The organism is Candidatus Hecatella orcuttiae (assembly GCF_002009985.1).
Taxonomy (GTDB): domain Archaea; phylum Thermoproteota; class Bathyarchaeia; order Hecatellales; family Hecatellaceae; genus Hecatella; species Hecatella orcuttiae.
Genome location: NZ_MTLX02000002.1, coordinates 202505 through 228815, shown reverse-complemented (window position 1 = coordinate 228815; position 26311 = coordinate 202505). Strand labels below are relative to the sequence as shown.

Below are 26311 nucleotides of genomic sequence, written 5' to 3'. Positions count from 1 at the left end.
TTACGGAGCGCATATTCGTCGGGTGATCGAAGTTGGCGAGGGTTCACGCTCATAGAAGGGGGCAGTCCCACTCCACTAGGCCTGTGACCAAAAGGCCCCCCTCTTGGTGTACCTACAGGCCGGAGGAAGTGGAATCTCAGATAATCAAACTAGCCAAAGAAGGGAATCCCCCTGACAAGATAGGAATGATCCTTCGAGATCAGTACGGTATTCCGCTGACTAGGTCTATTACTAACAAAAAGATCACTCAGATTCTCTCCCAAGCCGGTTTGGCTCCGAAGATTCCCGAGGACTTGGCGGCTCTGCTGAAGAGAAGCAGCCAGCTAGCTAGGCACTTGGAAAAGAACCGAGGCGACCATAAAAACGTCCACAGCCTCTATCTTCTGGAGTCACGAATCCATCGGCTTGTCGAATATTACAAGAGAAGAGGCAAGCTTCCGGCTGACTGGAAATATAAGCCCATCGTAGGCTCCTTCATGTAGGCTTAGGCTAAAAGACATGTGCTCATCTATCCAAGACTTAACTCGGCAGTGCGGAGAAGCGGCGCGAATTCTCCGAGAATGGGTGGAAAAAGAAGCTTTTATCCCCATTTTTTCCCACAACGACGCTGACGGCTTGGCTGCTGGCTCTATTGTGGCTAAAGCTGTGCATAGGCTGGGAGGTAAATTTCTCTTAAGAATTATACCCCGCATCGACGACCGCTTCCTAGACCGGCATGAAAAAGCCGGCTTCAAGTTCTGCGTCTTCACAGAGATAGGAAGCGGCTATTTGGACATGCTGGGAAAGCTTTCCTCAGAGGCAGTGTTGGTGATAGACCATCATAAGCCTCTCCCGCTGGACTTTCCCAGCCTCATTCATGTGAACCCTCACCCCTACGGCTTCGATGGAGCCCGAGACATAAGCGGCGCTGGGATGTGTTATCTAGTAGTTAGAGAGCTCAGCCGGGAGAACGTGGACTTAGCTCCTCTCGCAGTGGTAGGAGCCCTGGGAGACCTTCAGGACAAAAACGAGGCTAGGACGCTGCAGGGGCTGAACTTGGAAGCTGTGAAGGACGCTGAGGCAAACGGCCTCCTAGAGGTCTCCACAGACCTTCTCTTCTATGGAAGGGAAACTAGGCCTCTGCCCCAAGCCTTGGCCACCACCCTGAACCCCTTCATCCCCGGCTTGAGTGGGGAAGAGGATCGCTGCCTAGGTTTTCTTTCCCAGCTGGACATACCTTTGAAAGCTGGAGAACGGTGGAGGACGATTTCAGACCTCACCCCTGATGAGAAGCAGAAAATCTTCTCCGAAATCACCATCTACTTATCTTCCAAGGGTTTTGCTCAGAACACAATCCTAAGCCTGCTGGGCGGTGTTTACACTTTCAAGAAGGAAGACAAATGGACTCCGCTGCGGGACGGCCGGGAGTACGCCGCCCTCCTTAATGCCTGCGCCAAGATGGAAAAAACAGGACTTGGAGTAGCCCTCTGCCTAGGGGAAAGGGGAAAAGCCCTGGAGGAAGCCCAAGCCGTCCTCAACGATTACAGGCGAACCTTGGGAAGAACCGTAACCAGCCTGATGGAGGACAAGGACCGCGTAAAAACGCTTTTGAAGCTCACCCTCATCCGAGGCCACGGCTTGGTGGATGAGAACCTCATCAGCCCCATAGCCACCATCCTTTCAGGCTCAGGGAGTTTTCCCCCCTCCAAGCCCCTCTTAGCCTTAACGAACACCAGGACAGGAGAGGTGAAGGCGTCCATCAGAGCCAGCCAAACCTTGGTGGATCGAAGCCTAAACTTGGGGGTCATCATGCAGGCAGCGGCTGAAAAAGTAGGGGGAAAGGGAGGCGGCCACAATGTAGCCGCAGGGGCCACCATCCCTCCAGAAGGGGAAGAAAGCTTCGTTCAACTCGTCGAACAGATGGTTGGAGAGAGCTTAACTTAGGTGGCGAAGTTAAGCCTCTGCTATGCTTGGTAGGAAGTCGGGTCTTCCACAGCTGCTTCCTTAAAGGCGGTTTTTCTGTTTACACAGGACTCACATTTTCCGCAGTGTTTATCTCCGTCCAGATAACAGCTCCAAGTTAACTCGAAGGGTACGTTTAGCTCTTTACCCAGCTTAACTATTTCAGATTTAGCCATGTTGTGGAATGGTGCGTCGACGACGATTCCCGTGGCGGTTCCGCTTCGCGCAGCTTCTTGAAATGCTTCGAAGAATTCTTTTCTGCAATCTGGATAGAAGGGCGCATCTGACCTGTGGGCTCCGTAGAAAACAGCCTTAGCTCCGATGGATACAGCATAGGCAACCGCAACCGCGAGGAAGATAGCGTTTCTAAAGGGAACGATGAGGGTTGAACGGAACGATGGAGGCATCTCCATGTTTCTGTCGCACAGTGGAGAAACACCCCTAAACACTGTCTCCAACTGTGAAAGGTCTATTTTCTTCAGGGAGATTCCCAGAGTTTCCGCCACAAGCTTTGCGTGAAGTGTTTCCTTAGCCGCCAGCTGCCCGTAGTTGAAAGTTAAACCATAAACCCCGTATCTCTTTTTCGCCCAATACGCTAGGGTTGAGCTGTCAACCCCGCCTGACATTATAACGACGGCTTTTTCCTTCATTTTAGCTTCACCTCAATTTCCCTGAAGCTCATGACCTTGTGTACACCCTTGTAGAGGGCATACCCCAAACCGACGGTCGCTATGGCTATCCCCACAAAGACGTAGATGAAAGTTAAGCCGTAGGGGAGACCTAAAACATAGTATAACATGAAGGCAACCCACAACGACAACGTCAACGTGTATAGGAAAAGGCCGGCGGTGACACTGGTTTTTCTCAGCTTATACACGGCGAGCAAGCCAAGGAAAGAGGGCCCGGCGCTGACCAAGTCTATCGCACCCAAAGGGCTGGTTAAATTTCCCAAAAGAACCCCTAAGGCGATGCCATACACGGCAGGCATGCCCACTAAAGGAACAAGTCCTATCAAGGCATTTGCGATACGCACCTGAACCATGAGAAAGCTCAAGGGTGCAAAAGCCGTCACCAAACCGGCGTAAAGCGCCGCAAAAACAGCGACTAGAGATAATTCCCTGCTTTTCATTGCCATCCCTTCAACCCGCAACAAGGTTTCCGCTGAGGCTGTAAGCACTAAGCTTATCATCTGCTTGCCTGCGGTTGATTTACTGATTTCGTTCCGAAGCCTATAAAAGTACCGCAGATTTCCAGCTTCTTATACTCTTTTTTGAGTAGAAACTTATTTATTGTATTCAAACTTATTTCTACCAACGAAGGTCAGAGGATGTCCAGCCTAACTGATGCTCTGCATATTCTCAAGAACGGTGGAGGTGTGCAGATATTCGACTGTAACAACCGGGAAGGTGAGACCGACCTCGTCTACGCCGCAGAATACATCACCTCAGAAAAAATTTTTGAACTACGAAGCCAAGCCGGCGGCCTTATCTGTTTAGCTTTTCCTTTCAATGCAGCCCGCCTGCTGGGTTTGCCGTTTATGGTCGACATACTGAAAGAGGCAGCCGTCAGATTTCCGGGACTCCATAGGATCGTTTCTACGAAAACCCTTTATGGAGACAGGCCGGCTTTCTCTATAACCATCAACCATAGGAAGACCTACACCGGCATAACCGACGCTGACCGCGTCTTAACCATTGTTGAATTTGCTAAGCTGGTGAGGGAAGCCTTAGATAAAAACGCGTCTAGGTCAATGCTTCGGAAGAGGCTGTGGGAAAATTTTGTATCCCCAGGTCATCTTCACCTCCTCATAGCGGAGGAAAATTTCTTCACCGAAAGAAGGGGGCACACTGAACTTTCCCTAGCTCTGGCGGAAATGGCCGGTATCACGCCTGCTATGGTGATTTGCGAAATGTTAGACGGCCAAAGTGGAAAAGCCTTGGATAGAGAGAAGGCGTGGAAACGCGCTAGAGAGTATGGAATGCCGTTTCTGGACGGGGAGGAGATCCTGAACGCCTACAAGGATTTCAAAGGAGGATAGCCCGGGTGACGGCAAAGATAGGGATAGTAGATACGAGCTTCGCTAGAGTCGACATGGCAAAATTTGCAATCGAGGAACTCAAGCAAAGAGTTTCCAACGTTGACATCATCAGGTTCACTGTGCCAGGTATAAAGGACCTACCTGTCGCCGTCAAAAGGCTGTTGGAGAAGGGCTGCGATATCGCCATGGCCTTCGGAATGCCCGGCCCAAAACCGATAGACAAGCAATGCGCCCATGAAGCCTCCCTTGGCCTCATCTGGGTTCAATTGATGACGAACAAGCATGTTGTTGAAGTCTTCGTGTACGAAGATGAAGCCGAAAGAGTGAAGGAACTGCTCGAGATATGCGAAGAAAGAGCTAGGAAACACGCTCAAAATGTAATCAAACTATTGTTCAAGCCTGAAGCCCTCCTAAAGGAGGCTGGAATGGGGAAAAGGCAGGGTTTCCCTGATGTCGGGCCTTTACGGATTTAGGGAGGAGTGAGAATGGAAGAAAAAATTCGCCTAGGAATAGTAGTTTCCGAGTTTAATTACGACATAACCTACCTAATGCTACAGAGAGCATTAGACCATGCAAAGTTCTTAGAGACAGAGGTCACCCACATATACAAAGTTCCGGGAGCCTTTGATATGCCCCTCGCAATAAAACAGCTCTTAGAAATGGAGGAAGTTGACGCCGTGGTAACCCTAGGCGCCGTTGTGGAAGGAGACACTAAACACGACGAACTTGTAGCCCAGCATGCTTCCAGAAAAATCGCCGACCTTTCAGTCGAGTATAGAAAACCTGTCAGCTTGGGTATGTCAGGTCCGGGAATGACGAGGCTGCAAGGTACAGAAAGAATAGATGAGTATGCGAAGAGGGCAGTAGAAGCAGCCGTCAAGATGGTTAAACGTGTCAGGTTGGTAAAAGTAGCTTCCGCCGAGAGCTATCCGATAACAATCTCTTAGAGGACGTGGCAGATGTTTTCCAACGGCCTAATACAGATAACCCTCATCCAGATCGATAATTATGGCCGCTGGACTTCTTCTTTGGGATATGACCGTGAAGATAAACTGCAAATATTGCAGGCCAGTCTCTACACTGATGTTCAAAGATTTTTTTCTTCGCTTGGCGGAATAGCATTCTTCCACAGCTTTGATACCATGATGGCGGTAACTAACGGAATAGATGAAGGATCCCATAGGCGTATTCAATCTGAAATTTGTAGCCGCTACCCCATATCGGTAAGCATGAGCGTCGGTGTAAGTTCTACCGCCTACAAGGCTCAAAGATGGGCGTCGGAGGAACTTATCAAACGCAATACATCCCCCGTACATAGTCAAAGAATGATTCTCATAAATTCCGAAAAAATCGTGGATGAAGGTGGAGGCTTGGTTCAAATAGCCCACTTTGACGTAGATGATTCAACCAAACTTTTCCTCGACACTAGATCGGCGTATGATGCGGCATTGGCGATAGACCGTTCATTTCAAACTTTAGCTTTCCTCCTTAAAGAAAAAGAGGCTCTCCTCTTTTTCTGCGGAGGAGACAACTTTATCTCACCATGTAATGGTTTGTCTACTTCTGAGCTGCACGAAATTATAACCGCCGTGTATGAGGAAACCGGAGTCAAGTTCAAGGTGGGGGTAGGGCTTGCTCAAAAAGCCAGAGAGGCTTTAAAGTTTGCGGCTATGGGACTTGACGAAATAAGGGCTGGCAAGTATCCGGGGCCTATCAAGTTATTTTCCAAAATTTATACCGATCAGTTGAAGTGAAGCCTCTATCTCTCTGATGATGGAAAACGTATTAGGGCCAGTTGACCAGATGATTCTCAGAGGAGGTTACGGTTTAGTTGGCGAAGTTTAAGGCTGAGCTGAGGATTAAGATGGAGAGGAGAAGAAAAGCCGAAGCTCTGGCGAAAAGCGTGAAAGCGGATAATCTTCAGACGCCACCTCAGCTTTCTGTAAAATCTTGGTTCAAGAATAAAACCTTCTTCTCAACCGTAGAATGCGACAAAAACTTTGAAACCTTTTTAGCCACCTTAGACGATTTGCTTTCATGCTTGCAGGCGGCTGAAAAGACTTTGAAGGTGCTCTGACATGACTCTCCCATCCTTAATGATGCAGCTCACTTGCCATTTAACCCTAAGCCGGGAAGCCGAAGGCGCTGAGGCTGAGGCGGTGATCAAAAGACTGGTGGACAAAGCCAACCGTGAACTTCTACTGAAAGGGGCGCCTCCAGGCCGATCAGAGGAGGCGGCTCAAATAGTCAGCTGGACAGTTAAAGGCAGAACCCTGTCTATTCAGGTGAGGTCTGGCTCCCATGTCAGAGCTCCCTCAGCGGTGATAAGGTTTAGAAAAGCTCTAGCTCAAGAGTTGGGCTCCAAGCTTAAAGTTGGCATCCGGGGCTTAGAGGTCTCGGATCTGGTTGTAGAAGTTTCCGCAGAAGTTTCTCAACAAAGCCTGGAAAAAATTCGTGGGCTTCCTCACATCAAGGATGCTTATGGGAAAGATGGAAAACTGATTCTGCGGTTTAAGACTCTCACTGAAACGGAGTTGAAGGATAACCTCCCTGATAGGGTTGTCAGCCTTGCGAGGAGGCTGGCGGAAGAAAAGGTTGAAGCTAGGCTGGAAGAAGTTCATCCAGTGGTTAGGCAGGGGGTTCCCCGTCGACTGGCCTTCCGAGGAGACCCTGTCGAGCTTGGAGTTGAGCTGGGCTGGTTTAAGGAGTTTCCGGGGAGAGGCCAGTGGATTTACACTACACCCTATGCCATGCTTTCCGAGGTCATAGAGCAGCTTCTCATGGAAAATGTCGTGAAGAAACTGGGGTTTCAACCTTTCATGCTCCCGAAGCTTATTCCTTTGGCGGTTATGAAGCGGATGCCCGGCTACTTGGAGGGCATCCCTGAGGGCATGTACTACGTATGCCCTCCGCCCCGAGACCCCGAGGCCTTCACCGAGTTTAAAGAGACGGTGAAAGTGACCAAGAGGATCCCCAAGGAGCTGTTAAAACGCATCCTGAAAGAACCTGAATATGTCCTTGCACCTGCTCAGTGTGAGCCCTTTTGGCAGTTTTTCAGCCATGAAACCCTGAGGCTTGAGGATCTTCCTATCAAGCTTTACGACAGGTCAGGGTGGACCTACCGGTGGGAAGGGGGAGGCGTAGAGGGGCTGGTTCGAATCCAAGAGTTCAGGAGAATAGAGCTGGTTTACCTCGGCTCCCCGGAACAAGTGGTGGAGATCAGGGATGCAGTAAGAGACAGCGTGGTAGACGTGGTTGACAAACTGCTGGAGCTGGATTGGCGGATTGTGGCAGCCGCCCCCTTCTACATGAAGGAGGGAGAAATCGGAGACATCCAGGACAGCCGTAATGTCGCCGCCTTCGATGTGGAGGTCTACCTCCCCTACCGAGGGGAAAGGAAAAAAGCTGAATGGCTGGAGATCGCAGGCTGCTTTGTTCACAAGGATAAGTTTGTCAAAAGCTTCAGCCTCCACGAGGCTAAAAACCGCCCTCTCTGGACCGGTTGCACTGGGTTGGGGATCTCCCGCTGGACTGCTGCTTTTCTGGCATCTTACGGCTTCAACCCTGAGAATTGGCCTGAAACAGTCAGGAAAAGGTTTGGAGCCTACAAGCTGCCTAAGACCCTCCTCTGGCCTAAGAAAACCTCCACCTAACAGTTTTCTGAGAAAGTCTTCCCTATAGTCTTATAAACTTCTACTTCGATATTCATTGAGCTTTGGTGGTGAAGCTTGTCGTCTCAGAAAAGGGGGAAAATCCGAGATAAGTGGCGTTTAAAAACATGGTTCACAGCCTATGCACCCCCCTATTTCGGAGGCCATGAAATCGCCCTCCTCCCTGCCTCTGACAGTCAGCATTTGATGGGGAGAGTTGTGGAAACAACTCTCTATGATTTAACCAAGCAGAATGTTTCCCACATGAGCATCAAGATTTTCTTCCAAGTCGTGAAGGTGGAAGGCGCTAAGGCGGAAACCGTGTTCAAAGGCCATGAGTATGCTCGGGAGTACCTGCGAAGTCTCGTCCGCCGTTGGAGCTCCAAGGTGGACGCGGTAGTGGACACCACCACCAAGGACGGGTTTAAGCTTAGGATTCTGGCAACAGCCTTCACAAAGAGAAGGGCTAATCCATCCCAAGAGACAGCCATAAGGACAATAGCTCAAGAAGTCATCCAAGAGAAAAGTAAAACTTTGAATTTCGATCAACTGGTCCAAGAGCTGGTCTTAGGTAAGGTTGCTTCAGAAATATACAACAAATCCACTAAAATTCTCCCGCTAAGACATGTTGGTGTCAGAAAGAGTAAGCTTTTAGCCATGCCTTCTACGTATGAAGAACCGAAGCTTGTGGCTGCTTAACGTTGTCAGCATATTTTAATTTTTCAACAAACCTAAGTTTGATGGATGGAAAAGTTGAAAGCAGTCATCTTGGCAGCGGGAGAAGGCGTTCGGCTTAGGCCTCTCACTTGGACTAAACCGAAATCCCTGCTCCCTGTAGCCGGTGTCCCCCTTCTCCTTCACCTCCTAAAAGCCGTGAAGCATGTAGGTGTGGATGAGGTCTTTCTGGTGGTAGGCTACCTCGGAGAAAAAATTAGAGAAACCTTGAGTGAAACATCACATCCGAGTTTAACGGTTCACCATGTTTCTCAAAAAAAGGAGAAAGGAACGGGAAACGCCCTAAACTCCGTTGAACGTTTCCTCGAAGCCGAGGAATTTCTCACCGTATACGGAGACCTTTACCTCAAACCTCAAGCCTTGGAGAGACTGAGGAACGTATGGAAGAAGGACGGGGAAAAACTTTCAGGCCTCATGGGGGTGGTTGAAGTTGAGAACCCCCAACAATATGGCGTCGTCAAACTCGGCTCTCAGGGAAACGTCCTTAACATCGTGGAGAAGCCGAAGAGGCCGCTTTCCAACCTCGCCAACGCGGGGGTCTATGTTTTCACCCAAAAAATTTTCAAGGCGTTGAGAGATGTTCGGAGGTCGTCTCGGGGGGAAATCGAACTAACGGACGCCGTTAACAGGATGATCCAAGAGGAGTCTGAGCCTTTCTATGCAGTAAAATTCAGCAGCGAAGAATGGCTGGACATAGGCAGACCTTGGGACCTTTTGGAAGCCAATAAAAGGGCTCTGAAGAAGCTTAAACCTTTGAGGAAAGGTCGAGTTGATAGAGGAGTTAGGATTAAGGGGCCTGTGAGGGTTGAAGCTGGAGCCTGTTTGAGGGCTGGAACCTACGTAGAAGGCCCTGCTTTCTTTGGGGAGGGCAGCACCGTCGGTCCTAACGCCTACATACGCTCTTTCACTGTCATCGGCAGAAATGCCTTTGTGGGGCAGGGGTGTGAGGTTAAGAATAGTATCCTCATGGATGGCGCCCGCGTTCCCCATCTCTCCTACGTGGGCGACAGCATCCTCGGGGAAAACTGCAACCTCGGGGCTGGGACGGTGGTGGGGAACGTGAGGCTTGACGGCGAAACTGTGAAAATCACGGTGAAAGGGGTGAAAGTGGACAGCGGCTTGAGAAAGCTGGGAGCAATCTTGGGAGACCACGTTCAGACAGGAGTCAATGTCAGCCTCATGCCCGGCGTTCAAGTGGGCCCTTACACTCGAATAGCTCCAGGCCTCACTGTTTACTCCGACCTTCCTCCTAACAGTTTCTTCACGGCTAAGCAAAGCTCTTAGAAAGGAAGGTTTAAGCGGAGTAGAAAGCCGTGGCTTCTTTGATCACCTATCCTAGGACTGGTTTGAAAAAAGACGTGTTTAATTATCCGTTCCGCGTTTTCCATGAAAAGTCTTCTCTTCCTTTGAGGGATGTGATAGATGGCTGATGTCCTCTTGGTGCAGCCGCCTTTGCCTAAAACCATGGCGGACTACGTGGAGGAAGCTGTTTTCTGCCCGCCTTTAGGTCTCGGCTACATCGCCTCAAACCTTCTCTTTCACGGTTTCGACACCCATGTCGTCGACATGGCGATAGTGAAAATGGAAGAGGACGCGTTCAAATCCGAAGTCAGTCGTCACCAGCCTAAACTCGTCGGGATAACAGCGAACACTCTCACCTACAAAAACGCTTTGAAGATCGCGAAAGCCGCTAAGGAACTGAACACGGAGATCTGTACCATCCTAGGAGGTCCGCATGTCACTTTTACAGCCGAGGAAACCCTTGCAAATCCGCAGGTTGATATTGTCGTCCGCCGGGAGGGAGAAGCCACGATGCTGGAGCTTGCAAGCCGACTGCTGAAGGGAGATAGGCGGCTGCATGAAGTTCAAGGCATCAGCTACAAAAAGGACGGAAAGGTGGTAAACAACCCAGACCGACCATTGATCCAGAATCTCGACGGTCTTCCCTACCCAGCGCGGCATCTGTTTTCCATGAGGCTCTACAAGATACCTGGCACCCTGGTGACGAGTAGGGGTTGTCCTTACAACTGCATCTTTTGCTCAGCGGGGACATTGTCCGGAGGCAGGTATCGTGTTCGAAGCCACGAGGATGTGGTGGCTGAGATGAGGCAGCTTATCAACAGGTTTGGTGTCGACTATTTCTTCATTGCCGACGATACCTTCACCGTGTTCAGAGATAGGACTGAAAAAATATGCCGCGGCATATGGGAGCTGGGTGTGAAAGTCGGATGGTCATGTGAGGCTAGAGTGAACACGGTGAGCAGGGATGTGGTTCAGGAAATGGCTCGCTCCGGATGTGTTTGCATTCAATACGGAGTTGAGTCTGGGTCTCAGAGGATCCTGAACCACATTCGGAAAGGCATAACGGTGGAGCAGGTTAAGAGGGCGGTGAGACGGTCGGTGGAGGCGGGGATATCCACGTTCTGTAACTTTATGATGCCTTTCCCAGAGGACACTTTGGAGACGTTGAAGGAAACTGAAAAATTGATGAAGGAGTTGAAGGGAATGGGCGCCCACTTAGTTCTTTCCATGACCACACCTTTCCCGGGAACCTACCTTCGCACCTACGCCAATGAGCTGGGAATATCCATCCTGTCGGAGGACACTGACAGATACGACTTTGTCACACCTTTGTTCACAACCCGCCACCTCTCCATCGACCAGATTGAACAAGTGTTCAACGACCTCAGCTCTCTCTGCGACCAAACCATAGCCGACATTTTCCCCGCCAAGTCGGCTTGAAAGGCGAGAACAGACCCCTCCCGTCGCTTGTTTTAAGTGTAGAAAAGTAATTAGGTTAAGGTGAAGCAGCCTCTTCAGGAAGACGGGGAAGACGGTTTTGCGAAATCCTCTCATCGGTTTGGCTGGAAAGCCCAATGTGGGCAAGAGTACTTTCTTTTCCGCCGCCACTCTAGCCTCCGTGCCTATAGCCAACTACCCCTTCACCACCGTCAAGGCCAATGTGGGCATTACCTACGTGGCCGTGGACTGCGTGTGCCGTGAGTTCGGCGTCCAAGACAACCCGGTGAACTCCGCCTGCATTGGAGGACGCCGCTTCATCCCAGTCAAAATGGTTGACTGCCCGGGGCTGGTTCCCGGAGCTTGGGAAGGGAGAGGTTTGGGAAACCAGTTTCTCGACGAGGTTAGGAAGGCGGACGTGCTTCTGCTGGTGGTGGATGCTGCTGGGTCCACGGACATGGATGGAAAACCCTGCAAACCCGGGCTTAACGACCCCCTTCAAGATGTAGCCTTCCTCGAGAAGGAGTTTGACATGTGGATTTTCCAGATTCTCAAAAAAGACTGGGATAGAATCGCTAGGAAAGCCGAGACGTTGGGGGAGAACATCGTAGGAGTTCTCTCAGAAAAGCTAGCCGGCCTTCAGATTCGAAGACAGGACGTGTTCAGGGCTGTCGACGAGTTGGGTCTTCAAGCTAAGAAGCCCACCCGGTGGACCGAGGGGGAGCTTCAAAACCTAGCTAAGAGGCTTCGGAAACTCGCCAAACCTCTCCTGATCGTTGCTAACAAGATAGACCTTGAGCCGGCTGAAGAAAATGTGGCTAGGCTGAGGGAGGCTGGCTACGCTGTGGTGCCTTGTAGCGCTGAGGCGGAACTGGTCCTTCGGAGAGCGGATGAGAAGGGAATGATAGAATACAAGCCGGGGGACAAGGAGTTTAAAATCCTCCAACCTCAGAAGCTTACAGTTGAACAAACTTCCGCTCTCCGCGCTGTGGAAGAGAAAGTGTTGAAGAAGTTCGGCTCCACGGGAGTTCAGGAAGCCCTAGACTTTGCTCTCTTCCGCCTCCTAGGAATGGTCGCCATTTTTCCCGTGGAAGATGTGGAGAAACTCACAGACCACGAAGGAAGAGTCCTCCCTGACTGTTATTTGGTGCCTCCAGACACGGGAGCGAGGGATTTGGCTGGCATGATTCACAGCGAACTGGCTGAAACTTTCATCTACGCTGTGGAAGCTAAGAGCAAGAGGCGGGTTGGCGAAGACTACCGGATCAAGCATAGAGACGTAATCAAGATAGTGTCTTCCAAAGGTAGAGCTTGAAAAATTCAGCTCCCATAGGCTCACCTAGGCGGCTCTCGTTATGGTTTCTCAACGTTTAACTGGTTCTTTTAGCATTTCCTTATATACTTTAAGGCCCTAAACTACGTTCATCGAGGGCCATGGTGGAGGAGGAACCGGAAAAGTGTCTAAGGAGCAAAACACCATCTTCATTGGAAGAAAGCCGCCTATGAACTACGTCCTCACCGTCATAACCTGCTTCAACACACCTGACACTAAGGAAGTTACGTTGAAGGCGAGAGGACAAGCCATAACCACGGCCGTGGATGTGGCGGAAATAACCAGAAGCAGGTTCATGAAAGACTTGAAAGTAAGCAGAATAAACCTAGGAACCGACACTGTGCAGCTTCGTGAAGGTGGAACGAGGAACATTTCAACCATCGAGATCACGTTAAGCGTGTAACTTAAAACATGCCGGTAAACGTCATGCGGATTGTGTGGAGTAAAATAACGGATGGAGAAAGAGGCCGACCTCCCAGCCCATGGCATTCCTACTATGATAAGAGACTTTTCACCTATGTCACCCGGATCTCCCAAAAACATGGCATCAGCCTCGACAAGTTCCTCCAAAAAATTGTTGAAGCGAGAGAAAACGAAAAGTCAAAGTCAGCATGTAAAACCTTAACCATCCAATGCCGCGGAAAAACAAAAAACCACGCCGTTTTCCGCATAACCAAAAAAGGCAGCCTAGTGGCTCAGCTCCGCATACCAAACTACTTGCTGGATACAAAGGACAAACTGAAAGATAAGTCGAGCATCTCCCAGCCTTAAAGGCTGAGCAACGCCTTTTTTCCAGATTTCCATCAGGTGATTTTCCACTTCATATTTTCGGCGAACAATCCGGGTAGGCTGATTGTAAAAATTGGCTAGAGACGAAAAACTGAAACGTATACCCCTTATCTAATAAGCTTAACCATGAGAGAAGACTGGGTGTGAAGATTGACACTCTTAGATTTTTACGGAAGGAAGCCTAAGGTTCACAAAACATGCTTCATAGCTCCCAATGCCACCCTAATCGGCAGCGTGACTGTGAGTGAACACTCCAGCATATGGTATAACACAGTAATACGGGCAGATTTGGACGAAATCGTCATCGGCAAGAAAACCTGCATCCAAGACAACTCTGTTTTACACGTGGATGAAGGTTACCCAACCTATGTGGGCGATAATGCCATAATCGGGCATCGCGTAGTTCTCCACGGATGCAAGATAGGGAACAACGTCCTCATCGGCATAGGCGCTGTGGTCCTTAACGGCGTTGAGATAGGTGAATCATGTGTTGTAGCAGCTGGCTCCGTGGTGACCGAGAAGACAAGGATTCCGGTTGGATCGTTGGCTTTAGGTATTCCGGCTAAAGTTGTAAAAAAGATCACCGATCAGCATATGGGCAGAATAAGGAAAGGCGTTGAAATGTACGCTGAGCTTGCGCAGAAACATAAAAATCTATAATATCTCCGCTCGCCCTTATCTTCCTTAAAAGGTGGTTTGCGTGAAAGTCACGTTCCTAGATGTTCTGGATAGAGCCCACACAGGCCCTGTGGTTGATAAGAAAAACTGGGAGTTGAAGATCTTTCCGGGAAAGATTAGGGAGAAACTGGAGAAATACGGGCTTAAGGGTGTTTGCGACCCGGAAAACCCGGTAAACACCGATGACGGTTTGGCCAACGATTTTTGGAAAGCCGGCTTTGAGCTGGCCGTGGAAACCGGAATGTACTGCTCCGACACCAAACGGGTCATCAATTTCACAGAAGATGAGCTGAAGACGGTGTTAGCCGAGGCGCCCAGCGAACTACAGTTGGGGGCGGGTGCAAACAGGGTGACGATGAAAGCCCGAAAGCCAGAGGACAAGACTAGGCCGAGGGCAATAATGGCGCCCCTTGGGCTGGAGATTTCAGAGGAGCTGTACATCCCCCTCATGCAGAGCATCGCCCAATATCGGGTGATCGACATCATAGCCGGAGGAGTCCCCGCCACGATACTGGGCCGCCGCCCCAGAGCCCGAACCCCCTATGAAACTCTGCTAGGAGCCTATGAAGCTGCCTTGATAAAGGAAGCCTTAAGGAGGGCGAACAGGGTGGGAATGCCTGTTCAAGGACCCGAAGCCAGTCCCACCGAGTACGGGCAGCTCGGCGGGCTGGGAATGCCTGAGGGGTTTAACCCGACGTTAACCGTCGCTATTCCCCTTCTTGTGAACCCTCTGGTGACAAGCTACCAACTGCTACATAAGACAGCTCATGCTCTCACCTGCGGAGCCATGATCAAGCCTGGATACCACTCTATGATCGGAGGCTATGCAGGTTCACCGGAAGGCGCCGCCTTGGAGGCGATAGCTGCCTTCATTTTGCACATGGCGACACACATGGGAACCTACGGTGATGTTGCAACTTTGGACTTAAGATACTTGGGCAACTGTGGAAGGGAAGCCCTCTGGGCGCAAAGCATCAGCCGGCAAGCTCAAACTCTGAACACGCACGCGATCATCACCGGGGTTGTCACTCAAACAGCCGGCCCCTGCACGGACATGCTTCTCTACGAGACAGCTGCCTTCGAAATTTGTGATGCTGCTTCAGGCTGCGCTTCAGGCTTCGGCACTCGTCCTACGGGTTGTAGGTTTCCTGATTATGCCAGCGGGTTGGAGAACAGGTTCTGCGCGGAGGTGGTCAAGGCCTCGGCGGGCCTCAGGCGGGGGGAGGCCTGCGAGCTGGTGAAGGCGCTGCTGCCCCGCTACGAGGACCGCCTCCGCCGCCCCCCAAAAGGGCTCAGCTTCCCCCAGTGCACCGACCTCAAAACCCTCCAACCCACCCCGGAGTGGCAGGCCATCTACCAGAAAGTGTGGAAAGAACTCGAAAACCTAGGCCTCCAAAAACCATGAAAGCTGAACTGAGTGGCGATAAGGCGTTCGTGGCTGTCTAGGTGGAGATCGGCGGAAAAGTTTAACTTAGAATAAGGAGGTTTTTCAGCTATGAAGCTTAGAAGTCGAAAAGTTGTAGAAGGAATAGAGCGGGCAGCCCACCGGGCTTTGTTTAAAGCCGTAGGTCTGATGGATGAAGACCTCGAAAAGCCTCTGGTCGCCATAGCCAATTCTTGGACGGAAGTTGTTCCAGGGCATCAGCATTTGAAAGGCTTGGCGGAGGCTGTTAAAAAGGGAGTGGTGGCCGCAGGGGGAACCCCACTGGAGTTTAACACCATAGCCATCTGCGACGGCATCGCCATGGGGCATGAGGGTATGAGAAACTCTCTTCCCAGCCGAGAAATTATCGCCGACTCCTTGGAGCTGGCCGTCAACGCTCACGGCTTCGACGCCTTGGTTTGCATATCTTCCTGCGACAAGATAGTTCCCGGTATGCTGATGGCCATGTGCAGGCTGAACCTGCCGGCTATCTTCGTCTCCGGGGGGGCCATGTTACCCGGCTGGTATGAGGGGCGTTCTCTCAGTTACTCTGAAATGTTTGAGAGTGTCTCCGCTGCCAAGGCGGGAGCTATCTCAGAAAAGATTCTCAGGGAGATGGAAGCTTGCGCCTGCCCAGGCCCAGGTTCCTGCGCGGGAATGTACACTGCTAATACCATGCAATGTCTGACTGAGGCTTTGGGTTTAACTCTGCCCTATGGGGGTACTGCTCTGGCTGTTTCGGCTGAAAGGTATAGAATAGCTGAAGAAGCAGGCCGTCAGGTGATGATGCTTTTGCAGAAAGACATAGTTCCCAGAAAGATCGTGACGAGGAAATCGCTGGAAAACGCCATCATGGTGGACATGGCTCTAGGAGGCTCCACCAACACCGTCCTCCATCTCATGGCCGTCGCCAGAGAAGCTGGCTTACCTTTAGCCTTGGACACGTTCGACCGGCTGAGCCGGAAGACTCCTCACCTCTGCGACCTTAACCCCGCGGGGCCCTACTACGTAAAGGACCTTCATGAAGCGGGCGGTATCCCCGCGGTGATGAAGGAACTGGCGCCTCTCCTTCACCTAGACTGTCTGACGGTGACAGGGCGAACGGTGAAAGAAAACCTGAAGAAAGCCCGAACAAGGAGGAGAGACGTCATCCGGCCGCTCAACCGCCCTGTGCACAGGGAGGGCGGCATTGCCATTCTAAAAGGAAACCTAGCTCCCGAAGGCGCTGTGGTTAAACAGTCGGCGGTGGTAGCGGAAATGCTCAGATGGAAAGGAAGAGCTAAAGTCTATGACAGCGAAGAAGACGCTCTTACAGCCATTCTAACCGGTCGGATACCTCCCAGCTCCGCTGTGGTCATCAGGTACGAGGGCCCAAAAGGCGGGCCGGGTATGAGGGAAATGCTGGCAGCCACCACCGCCATCAAAGGAATGGGCCTCCAAAGCTCTGTGGCTCTTCTCACCGACGGCAGATTTTCAGGAGCCACCACCGGCCCCTGTATAGGCCACATCAGCCCGGAAGCCGCTCAAGGCGGGCCTATTGCTGTAATTCATGACGGAGACCTCATCATCATCGACATACCCCGCCGAAGACTCGAGGTGAGGTTGAAGGCGGGAGAGCTGAAGAGGCGACTGAAGGCTTGGAAGCCTCCTAAACCTAAAGTGGCAGGGGGTTATCTTCTGAGGTACTCTAAAATGGTAGGTTCCGCAGCTGAAGGGGCTGTGCCTCTGCGAGGTTAATCTCGGTGGGCAGGGTCTGTTCTCTTCTTTTTAACAGCGCTTAGCTTTTCCACCGCCTTCATGTTTTCCACAGGTTTGAATTCTATAAACCCTGCTTCCGCAGCTCCCTGGAAGATTTTCTTCCCCTGCTCCGTTCGAATGAGAACTGTGGACCAACCTTCTGGAGAGCCTACCGAGCCCACGGAGATGTCGGAATATTCCCCTGTAAAGTCAATGCACTGGAGACAGTTAGGCCGGAATTGGTCTTTCAGCTCTTTGATGGGAACGTTGAGGACTTCCTCCCCGTTCGCCCGAACTCTAAACTTACCCTCTCGAATGGAGAACTTAGTGATCCTGTTCAGGTCTACACCTTTACTTTCAAGGTAGGTCATCAAGGCTTGATGGTAGAGGCTTTCATAGCAGAAGAGGGCTATCTTGAGAACTGTTCTCTCCGTCAACTTTCGAATTCCATAAGGGGAAGTTTCCATCCGCCTTATCGCCTTAATTTGACAGGGAACACCCACCACGGCTACTCTCTCCTTGTCCCATTCTTCCACGGCGGAACGGAGACCCAAAAGAGTAGGACTAGTGGAATAGCGGGTTCCCATGGCTTTCAGCAAGTCCTCGTAGGTGTCAACCACTCGGGGGATAGGCCTCCACTGCTCTCCCGGCTTCAAACCTGAAACCACGGCGGAGTCAATGATCCCTTTCTCGAGAGCGTAGGCCAGAATGGCTGTGACCACGCCTCCATCCGAAGCTCTTTTCAAAATTTCATCTTTTAGAGCTCTGGCAGTGTGAGCTTCCAAGAGCACACCAACTTCTTCCTCCGAAGTCCTAGTTCGTCCGAAGGCGGCTTCTTCCAGCTCCCGCCTTGAGGTCCCTGTCCTAGGACAGTTGTAGTAGCAGTATTCGCAGAGGATACATTTCCCTGCCAAAGTAGGAAACTCCGAGTCGCCCTTGAAGGCGATGACGTCCACAGGGCAGGAAGCAGCGCAGGCTGCGCAGCTATCGCATAAGTTCTTTTTCACAACCTCTGTAAGAAGATTTCCGAAGGATTTAGGCCGGTGTTTGGCCTTAACTTCAGTAGGCAAAGCTTGAAGGACTGTATCATAGGCAACCATGGTTGGCTGTCACCTTTCTGCTTTTTCAACTCCTAACAAGCCGAGTTTGTTCTTTTTAAAAAAGATAATTTTTAACCTATTAACAGTTTCCCTCTAGCTGGGAGCAACGTTTTTAGGGAACTCCCAATAGAACTAACTGTCTAGCCGATCTCGGAGATCCGTGAAAAGGGAAGGAATGGGACTGAACGTGTATAGACAGCTAGCGGAGATGTGGAAATCCCCTGAGAAGTCAAGTCTCAAACAAGTCATACGAGACCGAGCTATCCGTTGGCGTCGGGGACCCACCATAGTCAGAGTGGAAACACCCACTAGGCTAAATAGAGCTAGAAGCCTAGGCTACCGCGCTAAACCAGGCTACGTGGTGGTCAGAGTGCGGGTTGGCCGCGGGGGATTCCAGCGGCTGAGGCCTAAGGGAGGGAGAAGACCCAAGAAAATGGGCGTCCTGAAAATCAAGGGAGCCAAAAGCTTGAAGCAGATAGCCGAGGAGAGGGTAGCTAAGAAGTACCCCAACCTCAAAGTCCTCAACAGCTACTGGCTTTGGAAAGATGGAAAATACAAATGGTTTGAAGTCATCTTGGTGGATCCGCACCATCCGGCCGTTAAAAGCGACCCCAAGATAAACTGGATATGCCGTTGAAGGCCGGATTGCGGAAGGGCGATGAAGAATGCAAAACAATTTTGCGGTTTTCCATTTATTTTAAAGATTTTACACCAACTTTTTGAAAACATAGTTGGTTATTTTTTTAAAGGGCTTCTCAACGGGCCATGAGAACCTACCCAGCCGCTTCTTGATTTGAAATTGAACAGTGCCTTTTAGGATGGCAAATTTCAGTTTAGCGCTGGAGAAATGCGACTTGTAGATCAGCGAATGGTCGATCAATCCCAGTTTCGGCCTGACCCAGTCTGTGAGGGTCATTCTATCCTTGACTTTTTCATACAACCCTGTGCCGGGAATAGGATAGGGCAGTGTGAAAGAAAGATATTCCAGAGGGAGTGAGGTTGAAAAATTGATGGTATCTAGGATGCTTTCATCCGTCTCCCCAGGGTAGCCGATGATGAAGAATGCTCCTGCCTTTATTCCGGCTGAAGCCACGTTCTCCACGGTTCTCCTAGCCTCCTCCAAGGAGAAGTGTTTCGCCATGATTCTCAGGGTTCTCTCATTTCCCGACTCTATACCGAAGAAAATCCTGCGGCATCCTGCCCGCTTCATCTTTCCCGCCAGCTCGCGGTCTATGTTATCAACCCTAGAGAGGCATTCCCATTCAAAGTCGAGGTCTCTAGCTAGGATCTCATCGCAAATCTCCACCACCCTCTTCCTGTTGAGAGTAAAACAATCGTCGACAAAAAATATGCCATCATATCCAAATTTCAAAGCATCTTCCACTTCTTCGACTACATTCTTCGCTGTTCTCTCCCGGTAGGATACACCGAAGACAGCGTTGCTGCAAAAATCGCAGCTGAAAGGGCAACCCCGGGTTGTAATTATCGATGTTTTAGGAGGGTGACCTCGCTTCCGCCAATAAAGGATGTAATCCCTGTTGGGAAAGAGGTCTCGCGCCGGAAAGGGAAGGGTGTCCAAGTTTTTAAAGGGCTTTCTGTTCCCCGTGAATGCTATTTCTTCACTCTTGCTGTGGAAAATGCCAGGGATACGTGAAAGGTCTCCTCCTTCCGTAAAACATTTCACGATATCCAGAAACGTTTGCTCCCCTTCCCCTTTGACTGCTAAGTCAAAATTCTCCAAAAAAATCTCCGGCCTCACGCTTGGTAGAGGCCCCCCTGCGACCAGAAGCGCGCAATCACCCCTCAGGACTTGAGCAAACCGAGTCGCAGGCTCCGCCATGGAAAACATGGAGTAAATCCCGATGATGGATGGTTTCAGCCGCCTCACCGAGTCAACAGCTTTTTTCCAGCTCAGAAATGTGCAATCTACGATTTTTACAGAAAAACCGTTGCGCCTTATGTAGGAGGCAATGTAGCCCAGACCGAGGGGAGGAACTCTAAAAATGGACCTATCCATCTTAGGGGCGAAGTATGGATAGATAAGGACAACGTCCGTGATTTTCAACACCTCAATATTCAAAATACGTTGACAAAAGAATAAGCAAACCTATTTTCCCAGTCAAGCTTGAAGGTCCTTCCCTTAGGTTAAAATCAGCCATTTTTCAAAAAAGATCTTGACACTGATGCCTAAATAACATTACGATCGCAACGGAGGAAAAAGTGCAACTTGCAGCGTTAGAGGAATGGAAAGTTTTTAAACTTTCAGCGGGCTTTAAAGCCTCATTAATTGATTGAAATCTTAAATCAATTAGGTAGGTGAAGATGAAAGCCGCTTTTCTGAGGGGTCCCAGCGACGTAAGAGTTGAGGATGTCCCCATCCCCAAGATAGGGCGTGGAGAAGTGCTGGTGAAGATGAAAGCTTGTGGGGTCTGTGGAACGGATGTGGAGAAAACTGCTGGTTACTTTCTCACCCCCCCTGTTTTAGGCCATGAAGTAGTGGGCGAAGTTGTGGAAGTTGGTGAAGGGGTAGAGGGACTGAGAGTGGGCGACAGAGTTTTCACTCATCATCATGTCCCTTGCTACAAATGCCACTATTGTAGGCATGGAGACTACACGATGTGCGAAGAATTTCCGCGCACAAACTTAGACCCCGGAGGATTTGCAGAGTATTTCAAAGTCCCCGCCGCCAATGTGAAGAGAGGCGCCGTCCTTAAAATTCCGCGGGGTATCTCTTTCCAAGAAGCCACCCTCATAGAGCCTGTAGGCTGTTGCATAAGAGGTGCGAAGAAACTAAGTCTTCAACCCGGTGATGACGTGATGATCATCGGCGCCGGACCTGCAGGGCTGATCTTCGCCAAGCTTCTGAAGTTGTTAGGAGTAGGTAGAATTTTCGTCAGCGACCTCGTCGATTTTAGGTTAGCGGCGGCTGAGAAATTTGGGGCTGAAGCTGTCTTCAACTCTCTGCGCGAAGACCCTGTTCTCGCTGTGAAGAATCTCACCCACGGCTTAGGCGTGGACGCTGTCATAGTTGCTACTGGAAGCATTGAAGCGATCAGGCAGGGTTTGGATTCGGTGAGGAAAGGTGGAACCGTGGTTCTTTTCGGAGCTCCCCTGAAGGGAGCCGTGTTCTCCTATGATGTTAGCAAAATTTTCATCCAGGAAATATCCCTCATTCCCAGCTACTCGACGACGGAGCTGGAAACAAATATGGCTTTAAGGCTGATGGAAACCAAACGGCTTGAGTTGAGCGGACTGATAACCCACTCTTTTAAGCTGGACCAGGTTGCTGATGCTTTAAAGTTGGCTGCTGAAGGAAAAGAATCGCTGAAAATAATCATCACCCCTTAAAGGAGGACCCGGCACCAGCGAGTGGAGTGATGAAAATGGATGGTAGGATGAAAGCAGCGGTATACCATAAGCCAGGCGACATAAAGCTGGAAACAGTGGACATACCTAAAATCGGCCCACGGGATGTTCTAGTTAAGGTTGAAGTCGTCTTAACCTGCGGCACCGACCTGAAAATGTACAAGGTTGGCCATCCCCTGACTAAGCCTCCCATGATAATTGGACATGAATTTTCCGGCCGCATAGTCAAGATAGGCGGGGAAGTTGTAGGCTTCAGGAAGGGGATGAGGGTCGTCGCTGCCAACACAGCCCCCTGCAACACTTGCTACTACTGTAAAAGGGGAAAACCTAACCTCTGCGAAAACCTAAGTGAAAATGTAATCGGCTTCTCCATTCCAGGAGCCTACGCGGAGTACATCAAAATCCCAGCCAGAATAGTTCAGCAAAACATGTACGAAGTGCCCCGCCATGTTTCCTTTGAGGAAGCCGCCTTGCTGGAGCCCTTAGCCTGCGTAGTCCACGGTGTGGAACTTGCCGACATCGGCCTAGGCGAGCGGGTGGCCATCATAGGGGCGGGGCCCATAGGCCTCCTGCACCTGCAACTGGCGAAGATAAAAGGTGCGAGGGAGGTTATAGTTTCAGACCTGTCGAATTTAAGGCTTGAGAACGCCCGTAAACTGGGAGCCGACTGCTTAGTCGACGCGTCGAAAGTGGATCAGGTGGAAGAAGTGAGAAAACTTACGGGCGGAAGAGGAGCGGAAGTTGTCATCGAAGCCGTGGGCTCTCCGGAAACATGGAGAAAAGCCGTGCAGATGACTGGGAAAGGAGGCCGAATCATCCTCTTCGGAGGCTGCCCTTCTGGAAGCACTGTACCATTCGACGCGGGGACTGTTCACTACGGGGAGCTTACAATAAAGGGCGTCTTCCACCATACACCTCACTGTGTCGAAAAAGCTTTAAGTCTGATATCTTCCGGCGCCATCAAAGCAAAGGAATTTATCACCCAGGAGATGCCGCTCAGCCGGGTGGAAGAAGGCTTAAAATCCATGGCTCAAGGCAAGGCCATCAAGGTGGCCATACACCCATAGCTGCGAATTTCCCTGAGACCCTCGTTCACGTTTTCGAGTCGGAGAAAAGCTTAAGACAAAAAGGTTAGCTTAAACTTTTAGCAACCCTATCTTGGAGCTGTAGATAAGGTTGTTTAAACTTCCCGAAGGCGAAGAGGTACTCGACACTTTTCTCGCTGCCTGCGAGGCTCTCAGAATAGAGCATCCCTTGGAGAAGGTCAGGAAGATGGTCATTTACGAGATGACCGACGGCATGAGGACTTCCACGGACCTAGAGGGTTCGGAAGCCTATGTGGATGGGGGGATTTTCTCCTTAAGATTGTTTCACATTCTCAGAATCCTCGGCAGTCCCGCCTGTTACATCAATGTGATCGAGGAAAGACATAGGTTGAGGGAGAATTATCCCCAGATCTACGACGCCCTCAAACGGCTTTACGTAATCTACGACGACTACGCAGCCAAATTCAATGTGAGGCTTAGGTTTTTAGGAGACCTAGACTCCAGTATAGAGCCTGAGGGAGTTTCAGGTCATTTCGCCCAAGACCTCAAGAAGTTGGAGGAGAAAACGAAAAACAATTCAACTTTCACTGCCCATTTCCTCATCAATTACTCCCTAGACTGGGCTGTCAAAAACGAAGCCCTCTTCCAACTTCTTCCAGATGTAAACGTGACAGTGAGGCATACCAAACTTCAATGTCCCACAGGCATGATGCTTCCCCCCTCGAAATCCGACTACAGCAGCTTTGTCTACGTGCAACAGGGCTCCTCCAGCCGAACTTGGACTGACCCTCAACTCATCTACCTAGTAGCCTTGGCGCTGAGAAGCATGATGCTCAACGAGGCAACCCAGTACCTTAAAAAATACAGCTCCGGCGAAAGGGCTCTTGTTCGGTCGAAGAGGGAGGCTGAAATGTATTTCGTTCACGAAAAACTTGGGTCTCTTTCATTTAGAGTTTTCACACCAGAGGGTAAAATTACCGCCCCCCCTCCAACGCCTCATATCCTCAGAAAGAGAGTTATAATCGCAGGGATCTTTGGGCCGGAAATCTATGAATTCTAAGCCGGTAGCGGAGGCTAAGTTGTTCACCGATGATGCCTAAGGCGTATCTGGGTTTGCTTTACTCCTTTTCAGACCAGCTTGCCAGCTTCATGATGAAAAAGACTTTGAAGGAACATTTTAAAAATTTCCCGGAAGAACTCAGCTTTCTACTAAACTATCATACCAGACTGTCGAAGGCGGCAACTATCCAATCATTTGTGGTGTGGAAAGGAAACAGAGGATACGTTGACGCAGCGTTCCGGAAGCCGTCCCTTCGGTTGGCAGCATCCCTCCGACTCACAGCCTTCGAGTCGGATGTGCTGGACACCATGGACGACGAGTTTCGCCCAGAAGTTCTCAGCTTGAAACATAAGCTTTATGCTGAGGAATTTGAAGCTAGGCGGAGAACTTACAATTTTTTAGCAAAGGTCTCTCAGCGTTTAAAAAGCCTTGTCTATGAAAGGTTCAGGCAGTATCACTCTTCATCGTTAAACCTATACCAGGAAGGCAGAACCCGGCTGGAGGCAGGTCAAGAAGAAGACAAGGCAGTCCGCCTCCACCTTTTGCAAGATGATGTCGACTGGTTAAGGGAGAAATTTCCAAGCTGGGAAAGCGCAGTTAAACTTTTAGAGAAAAAACTCGGCTTGATGGGTGCGTATATAGCTAGAATTGTCTACATGGAGAGCGGAGGAGAGAGCGAAGAAATCCAAGACTATCTTTCTGAATTCTGGCTTTGCTCCGCGGTTTTGATGCAGATGGCAGCCAATGACTTCAGAAAGCTGGAGGAAGACGTTGCGAACAAAGAAACCAACCCTGTGGTCATAGCTGTTCTCTGTGAGGAGAAAAAAATCAGGCAGATAAGCCTTCGAGACGTTGGAAGCTATCTGAAGGAGAATCTTTTCCTCCTCGAAAAACTGCCAGAACCCCACCTCAAAGGCATGATGGAAAGCTTAAAGAAGCTGGAGACAGCGGGATTCAATCCTAGAGACCACAGGGCGATAGCCGCTCTGGTCAGAGAAACTGTGAACCGCGAAAAATCAAGCCTAATAAACAGATTAGGAGCGTAATCGTTAGACTCAGCAGCGCATTTCCAGAAAACTTTTCAAAAGGCGAAGCCTCGGACGAATCTCGCTGTCCTTTCATCCCTAGGTCTTTGAAAGATTTCTTCCGGAGAACCTTCTTCAACCAAAACTCCCCTTGCCATGTATGCAATTCTGTCCGACAGTCTTTTCGCCTGAAAAAGATTATGGGTAGCTAGGATGACGGTGGTGGCGCCTTTGAACTCCTTTATGATTTTCTCAACCGCAGCCGCGTTCTCAGGGTCTAGGTTTGCTGTAGGCTCGTCGAGGAGCAAAAGCTCAGGCTTTAAGGCAAGAGCTCTGGCGAGAGACACTCTCTGCTGTTCTCCTCCCGAGAGAGTTTTCACAGGTCTCTTTTCATAGCCCTCCAGTCCCACTTGGCTCAAGGCTTCCCGGACTCGATGTTCTAAATCTGCTTCAGGGATGCGTCTCAGCTCAAGCCCGTAGGCTACGTTCCCATATACATCGGAGTTAAAGAGCACCGTTTTCTGGAAAACCATGGTGCTGTTTCTTCGGAGAAGCTTCAGGTTACGGTCATCGATCTTCTCCCTGCCGTAGTAGATATTTCCGCTGTCCTGTTTGAGGATTCCTCCCATGATCTTCAGCATCGTCGTCTTTCCGGCTCCGTTGGAGCCGAGGAGGGCGAGGGTCTCTCCTCTTCTAACTTTCAAGCTCACGTGGTCTAGGGCGGTTATCCTCCCGTAGGTTTTAACGATGTCCTTGAGCTCCATCAAAACCTCCAAGTCGTCCTCCTCCCAGCTAGGTTTACAGCAAGGCTCAAGGAGAAAACCACAAGCAACAGGATGATGGTTAAAGCTATTCCTAACACTATCTCCCCACGGGTCGTTTCAAGGGCGATGGTCGTTGTCAAAACTCTGGTGGCCCCTCGAATGTTGCCTCCCACCATCAAAGCCACACCCAGTTCGGCTATGGCCCTGTTGAAGCTTGCTGTAACCGCTAAGACAACACCTCCCGCTGCTTCCCCTAGAACAGCCAAGCCTGCTTGGAGTTCCGAAGCCCCCAAAGTCCTGGCCAAATCCCGAATTTCAGGGTCCACGGATTCGATGGCGCTGACGGTGAAGCTGACGATGATGGGAGTCACCAAGATGGCTTGCCCCAAGGCTATCGCCATAGGGGTATACAAGAGTTGGAGAAATCCCAACGGCCCGCTTCTTGAAAGGGCAAGATAGAGAAGAAGCCCTAAAGCCACCGTAGGCATGCCCAAAAGCGTGTTGAATAAGCCCTTAACCGGCCGTTTTCCTCTAAAATTTTTCAGAGCTATCGCTGCTCCCAGAGGCAAGCTCCATGAAGAAGCTAAAAGAGTGGCTAAGCCTGAAACGTAGACCGACCTCAGGGTGATTTCTATCACCATGGGGTCTCCGGACATTATGAGCTCTAAAGCCTTTTGAGCGCCCTCCACAGCCTCCCAGACCATAGTCTATCAACTTAAAGTTGGGTTAATGAATTCCTCCATCGCCTTTAAGCGAGATAATACGCTGGCTTGGCGGTGTTTGACAAAAGTTTTATCGAAATATTCTTATAAACATAACGGCATAAAGATATTAACCTTATTCCGCCTCCAGCGTCCAACCGCTAAAAAACTGTTAAGCTACCATGC

28 protein-coding genes are annotated in these 26311 nt (G+C 50.4%); 22 read left to right on the top strand and 6 right to left on the bottom strand.

The annotated features are described in order from the left end of the window. The first annotated feature begins 32 nt into the window (after positions 1–32). Together BWM17_RS01360 and BWM17_RS01355 are read left to right on the top strand one after the other, a co-directional pair. Positions 33–482 carry a 30S ribosomal protein S15 gene (locus BWM17_RS01360; protein WP_309492088.1) on the top strand — a complete coding sequence of 150 codons (450 nt, stop codon included), beginning with the start codon at positions 33–35 and terminating at the stop codon, positions 480–482. A gap of 16 nt (positions 483–498) precedes the next feature. Beyond that, positions 499–1923, top strand: coding sequence for a DHH family phosphoesterase (locus BWM17_RS01355; protein WP_309492087.1), 1425 nt, complete (start codon positions 499–501; stop codon positions 1921–1923). A gap of 20 nt (positions 1924–1943) precedes the next feature. On the opposite strand, the gene queC is transcribed toward BWM17_RS01355, so the two are convergent. Both queC and BWM17_RS01345 read right to left on the bottom strand, forming a co-directional pair. After that, positions 1944–2591 carry a 7-cyano-7-deazaguanine synthase QueC gene (gene queC, locus BWM17_RS01350; RefSeq protein ID WP_309492086.1) on the bottom strand — a complete coding sequence of 216 codons (648 nt, stop codon included), beginning with the start codon at positions 2589–2591 and terminating at the stop codon, positions 1944–1946. Further along, on the bottom strand, positions 2588–3076 hold the full coding sequence (locus BWM17_RS01345; protein ID WP_309492084.1) for a QueT transporter family protein: 489 nt from the start codon (positions 3074–3076) through the stop codon (positions 2588–2590). Before BWM17_RS01345 ends, queC begins: the two co-directional genes overlap by 4 nt. Positions 3077–3268: 192 nt before the next feature. Here BWM17_RS01345 and ribB point away from each other — a divergent pair, with 192 nt between their 5' ends. The 15 genes from ribB (at position 3269) to ilvD (ending at position 17063) form a co-directional block, all read left to right on the top strand. After that, positions 3269–3979, top strand: coding sequence for a 3,4-dihydroxy-2-butanone-4-phosphate synthase (gene ribB / locus BWM17_RS01340; protein WP_309492083.1), 711 nt, complete (start codon positions 3269–3271; stop codon positions 3977–3979). Between the two features lie 5 nt (positions 3980–3984). Beyond that, a complete protein-coding gene (ribC, locus tag BWM17_RS01335) occupies positions 3985–4452 on the top strand; it encodes a riboflavin synthase (protein WP_309492082.1) in 468 nt (155 codons plus the stop codon). 12 nt (positions 4453–4464) lie between these two features. Then, positions 4465–4926: a 6,7-dimethyl-8-ribityllumazine synthase gene (gene ribH, locus BWM17_RS01330; RefSeq protein WP_309492081.1), complete on the top strand. Its 462-nt coding sequence runs from the start codon at positions 4465–4467 to the stop codon at positions 4924–4926. A 12-nt stretch (positions 4927–4938) separates the two neighbouring features. Further along, positions 4939–5733: a GTP cyclohydrolase IIa gene (locus BWM17_RS01325; protein ID WP_309492080.1), complete on the top strand. Its 795-nt coding sequence runs from the start codon at positions 4939–4941 to the stop codon at positions 5731–5733. 77 nt (positions 5734–5810) lie between these two features. Further along, entirely contained in the window at positions 5811–6056 is a 246-nt protein-coding gene (locus BWM17_RS01320; protein ID WP_309492079.1) for a KEOPS complex subunit Pcc1, read from the top strand. A 1-nt stretch (position 6057) separates the two neighbouring features. After that, a complete protein-coding gene (serS, locus tag BWM17_RS01315; protein ID WP_309492078.1) occupies positions 6058–7632 on the top strand; it encodes a serine--tRNA ligase in 1575 nt (524 codons plus the stop codon). Positions 7633–7707: 75 nt separating this feature from the next. Further along, positions 7708–8328, top strand: coding sequence for a 30S ribosomal protein S3ae (locus BWM17_RS01310; RefSeq protein ID WP_309492077.1), 621 nt, complete (start codon positions 7708–7710; stop codon positions 8326–8328). A gap of 45 nt (positions 8329–8373) precedes the next feature. Next, complete coding sequence (gene glmU / locus BWM17_RS01305) at positions 8374–9648, top strand: bifunctional sugar-1-phosphate nucleotidylyltransferase/acetyltransferase (RefSeq protein WP_309492076.1); 1275 nt, start codon at positions 8374–8376, stop codon at positions 9646–9648. Positions 9649–9786: 138 nt separating this feature from the next. Further along, positions 9787–11106, top strand: coding sequence for a B12-binding domain-containing radical SAM protein (locus BWM17_RS01300; RefSeq protein ID WP_309492075.1), 1320 nt, complete (start codon positions 9787–9789; stop codon positions 11104–11106). Positions 11107–11224: 118 nt separating this feature from the next. Then, complete coding sequence (locus BWM17_RS01295; RefSeq protein WP_309492074.1) at positions 11225–12418, top strand: redox-regulated ATPase YchF; 1194 nt, start codon at positions 11225–11227, stop codon at positions 12416–12418. A 142-nt stretch (positions 12419–12560) separates the two neighbouring features. Then, positions 12561–12839, top strand: coding sequence for a DNA-binding protein Alba (gene albA, locus BWM17_RS01290; RefSeq protein WP_309492073.1), 279 nt, complete (start codon positions 12561–12563; stop codon positions 12837–12839). 8 nt (positions 12840–12847) lie between these two features. Further along, the gene (locus tag BWM17_RS01285) at positions 12848–13207 is read left to right on the top strand and encodes a hypothetical protein (protein WP_309492072.1); all 360 of its coding nucleotides are present in this window, start codon (positions 12848–12850) and stop codon (positions 13205–13207) included. 168 nt (positions 13208–13375) lie between these two features. Further along, positions 13376–13885: a gamma carbonic anhydrase family protein gene (locus BWM17_RS01280; protein WP_309492071.1), complete on the top strand. Its 510-nt coding sequence runs from the start codon at positions 13376–13378 to the stop codon at positions 13883–13885. 40 nt (positions 13886–13925) lie between these two features. Then, positions 13926–15308 carry a monomethylamine:corrinoid methyltransferase gene (locus tag BWM17_RS01275; RefSeq protein ID WP_309492070.1) on the top strand — a complete coding sequence of 461 codons (1383 nt, stop codon included), beginning with the start codon at positions 13926–13928 and terminating at the stop codon, positions 15306–15308. Between the two features lie 90 nt (positions 15309–15398). Then, positions 15399–17063, top strand: a complete 1665-nt coding sequence (gene ilvD / locus BWM17_RS01270) for a dihydroxy-acid dehydratase (protein WP_309492069.1) — start codon at positions 15399–15401, stop codon at positions 17061–17063. On the opposite strand, the gene BWM17_RS01265 is transcribed toward ilvD, so the two are convergent. Beyond that, the gene (locus tag BWM17_RS01265; RefSeq protein WP_309492068.1) at positions 17060–18163 is read right to left on the bottom strand and encodes a Coenzyme F420 hydrogenase/dehydrogenase, beta subunit C-terminal domain; all 1104 of its coding nucleotides are present in this window, start codon (positions 18161–18163) and stop codon (positions 17060–17062) included. The two genes, ilvD and BWM17_RS01265, sit on opposite strands and share 4 nt — an antisense overlap. A gap of 181 nt (positions 18164–18344) precedes the next feature. Between BWM17_RS01265 and BWM17_RS01260 the strand changes: the two genes are divergently transcribed. Next, on the top strand, positions 18345–18800 hold the full coding sequence (locus BWM17_RS01260; RefSeq protein WP_342766485.1) for a 50S ribosomal protein L15e: 456 nt from the start codon (positions 18345–18347) through the stop codon (positions 18798–18800). Positions 18801–18869: 69 nt separating this feature from the next. On the opposite strand, the gene BWM17_RS01255 is transcribed toward BWM17_RS01260, so the two are convergent. After that, the gene (locus BWM17_RS01255) at positions 18870–20228 is read right to left on the bottom strand and encodes a B12-binding domain-containing radical SAM protein (protein WP_309492066.1); all 1359 of its coding nucleotides are present in this window, start codon (positions 20226–20228) and stop codon (positions 18870–18872) included. 257 nt (positions 20229–20485) lie between these two features. Between BWM17_RS01255 and BWM17_RS01250 the strand changes: the two genes are divergently transcribed. The 4 genes from BWM17_RS01250 (at position 20486) to BWM17_RS01235 (ending at position 24681) form a co-directional block, all read left to right on the top strand. Continuing rightward, a complete protein-coding gene (locus BWM17_RS01250) occupies positions 20486–21511 on the top strand; it encodes a zinc-dependent dehydrogenase (protein ID WP_309492065.1) in 1026 nt (341 codons plus the stop codon). A 47-nt stretch (positions 21512–21558) separates the two neighbouring features. After that, positions 21559–22596, top strand: a complete 1038-nt coding sequence (locus BWM17_RS01245) for a zinc-dependent alcohol dehydrogenase (RefSeq protein ID WP_309492064.1) — start codon at positions 21559–21561, stop codon at positions 22594–22596. A 109-nt stretch (positions 22597–22705) separates the two neighbouring features. Continuing rightward, the gene (locus BWM17_RS01240; protein WP_309492063.1) at positions 22706–23635 is read left to right on the top strand and encodes a hypothetical protein; all 930 of its coding nucleotides are present in this window, start codon (positions 22706–22708) and stop codon (positions 23633–23635) included. 29 nt (positions 23636–23664) lie between these two features. Continuing rightward, positions 23665–24681: a hypothetical protein gene (locus tag BWM17_RS01235; protein ID WP_309492062.1), complete on the top strand. Its 1017-nt coding sequence runs from the start codon at positions 23665–23667 to the stop codon at positions 24679–24681. A 35-nt stretch (positions 24682–24716) separates the two neighbouring features. Here the strand turns inward: BWM17_RS01235 and BWM17_RS01230 are convergent, their stop codons facing one another. Continuing rightward, complete coding sequence (locus BWM17_RS01230; RefSeq protein ID WP_309492061.1) at positions 24717–25436, bottom strand: ABC transporter ATP-binding protein; 720 nt, start codon at positions 25434–25436, stop codon at positions 24717–24719. Further along, a complete protein-coding gene (locus BWM17_RS01225) occupies positions 25424–26128 on the bottom strand; it encodes an ABC transporter permease (protein ID WP_309492060.1) in 705 nt (234 codons plus the stop codon). Before BWM17_RS01225 ends, BWM17_RS01230 begins: the two co-directional genes overlap by 13 nt. Positions 26129–26311 lie beyond the last annotated feature (183 nt).

What these genes read in the sequence shown, in the direction of transcription:
- BWM17_RS01285 (WP_309492072.1), top strand. Translation starts at nt 12,848, where the DNA reads ATGCCGGTAAACGTCATGCGGATTGTGTGGAGTAAAATAACGGATGGA.
- BWM17_RS01235 (WP_309492062.1), top strand. Translation starts at nt 23,665, where the DNA reads ATGATGCCTAAGGCGTATCTGGGTTTGCTTTACTCCTTTTCAGACCAG.
- BWM17_RS01265 (WP_309492068.1), bottom strand. Translation starts at nt 18,163, where the DNA reads ATGGTTGCCTATGATACAGTCCTTCAAGCTTTGCCTACTGAAGTTAAG.
- BWM17_RS01325 (WP_309492080.1), top strand. Translation starts at nt 4,939, where the DNA reads ATGTTTTCCAACGGCCTAATACAGATAACCCTCATCCAGATCGATAAT.
- ribH (WP_309492081.1), top strand. Translation starts at nt 4,465, where the DNA reads ATGGAAGAAAAAATTCGCCTAGGAATAGTAGTTTCCGAGTTTAATTAC.
- ilvD (WP_309492069.1), top strand. Translation starts at nt 15,399, where the DNA reads ATGAAGCTTAGAAGTCGAAAAGTTGTAGAAGGAATAGAGCGGGCAGCC.
- serS (WP_309492078.1), top strand. Translation starts at nt 6,058, where the DNA reads ATGACTCTCCCATCCTTAATGATGCAGCTCACTTGCCATTTAACCCTA.
- queC (WP_309492086.1), bottom strand. Translation starts at nt 2,591, where the DNA reads ATGAAGGAAAAAGCCGTCGTTATAATGTCAGGCGGGGTTGACAGCTCA.
- BWM17_RS01245 (WP_309492064.1), top strand. Translation starts at nt 21,559, where the DNA reads ATGAAAGCAGCGGTATACCATAAGCCAGGCGACATAAAGCTGGAAACA.
- ribB (WP_309492083.1), top strand. Translation starts at nt 3,269, where the DNA reads ATGTCCAGCCTAACTGATGCTCTGCATATTCTCAAGAACGGTGGAGGT.
- glmU (WP_309492076.1), top strand. Translation starts at nt 8,374, where the DNA reads ATGGAAAAGTTGAAAGCAGTCATCTTGGCAGCGGGAGAAGGCGTTCGG.
- BWM17_RS01345 (WP_309492084.1), bottom strand. Translation starts at nt 3,076, where the DNA reads ATGGCAATGAAAAGCAGGGAATTATCTCTAGTCGCTGTTTTTGCGGCG.
- BWM17_RS01300 (WP_309492075.1), top strand. Translation starts at nt 9,787, where the DNA reads ATGGCTGATGTCCTCTTGGTGCAGCCGCCTTTGCCTAAAACCATGGCG.
- BWM17_RS01225 (WP_309492060.1), bottom strand. Translation starts at nt 26,128, where the DNA reads ATGGTCTGGGAGGCTGTGGAGGGCGCTCAAAAGGCTTTAGAGCTCATA.
- BWM17_RS01355 (WP_309492087.1), top strand. Translation starts at nt 499, where the DNA reads ATGTGCTCATCTATCCAAGACTTAACTCGGCAGTGCGGAGAAGCGGCG.
- BWM17_RS01250 (WP_309492065.1), top strand. Translation starts at nt 20,486, where the DNA reads ATGAAAGCCGCTTTTCTGAGGGGTCCCAGCGACGTAAGAGTTGAGGAT.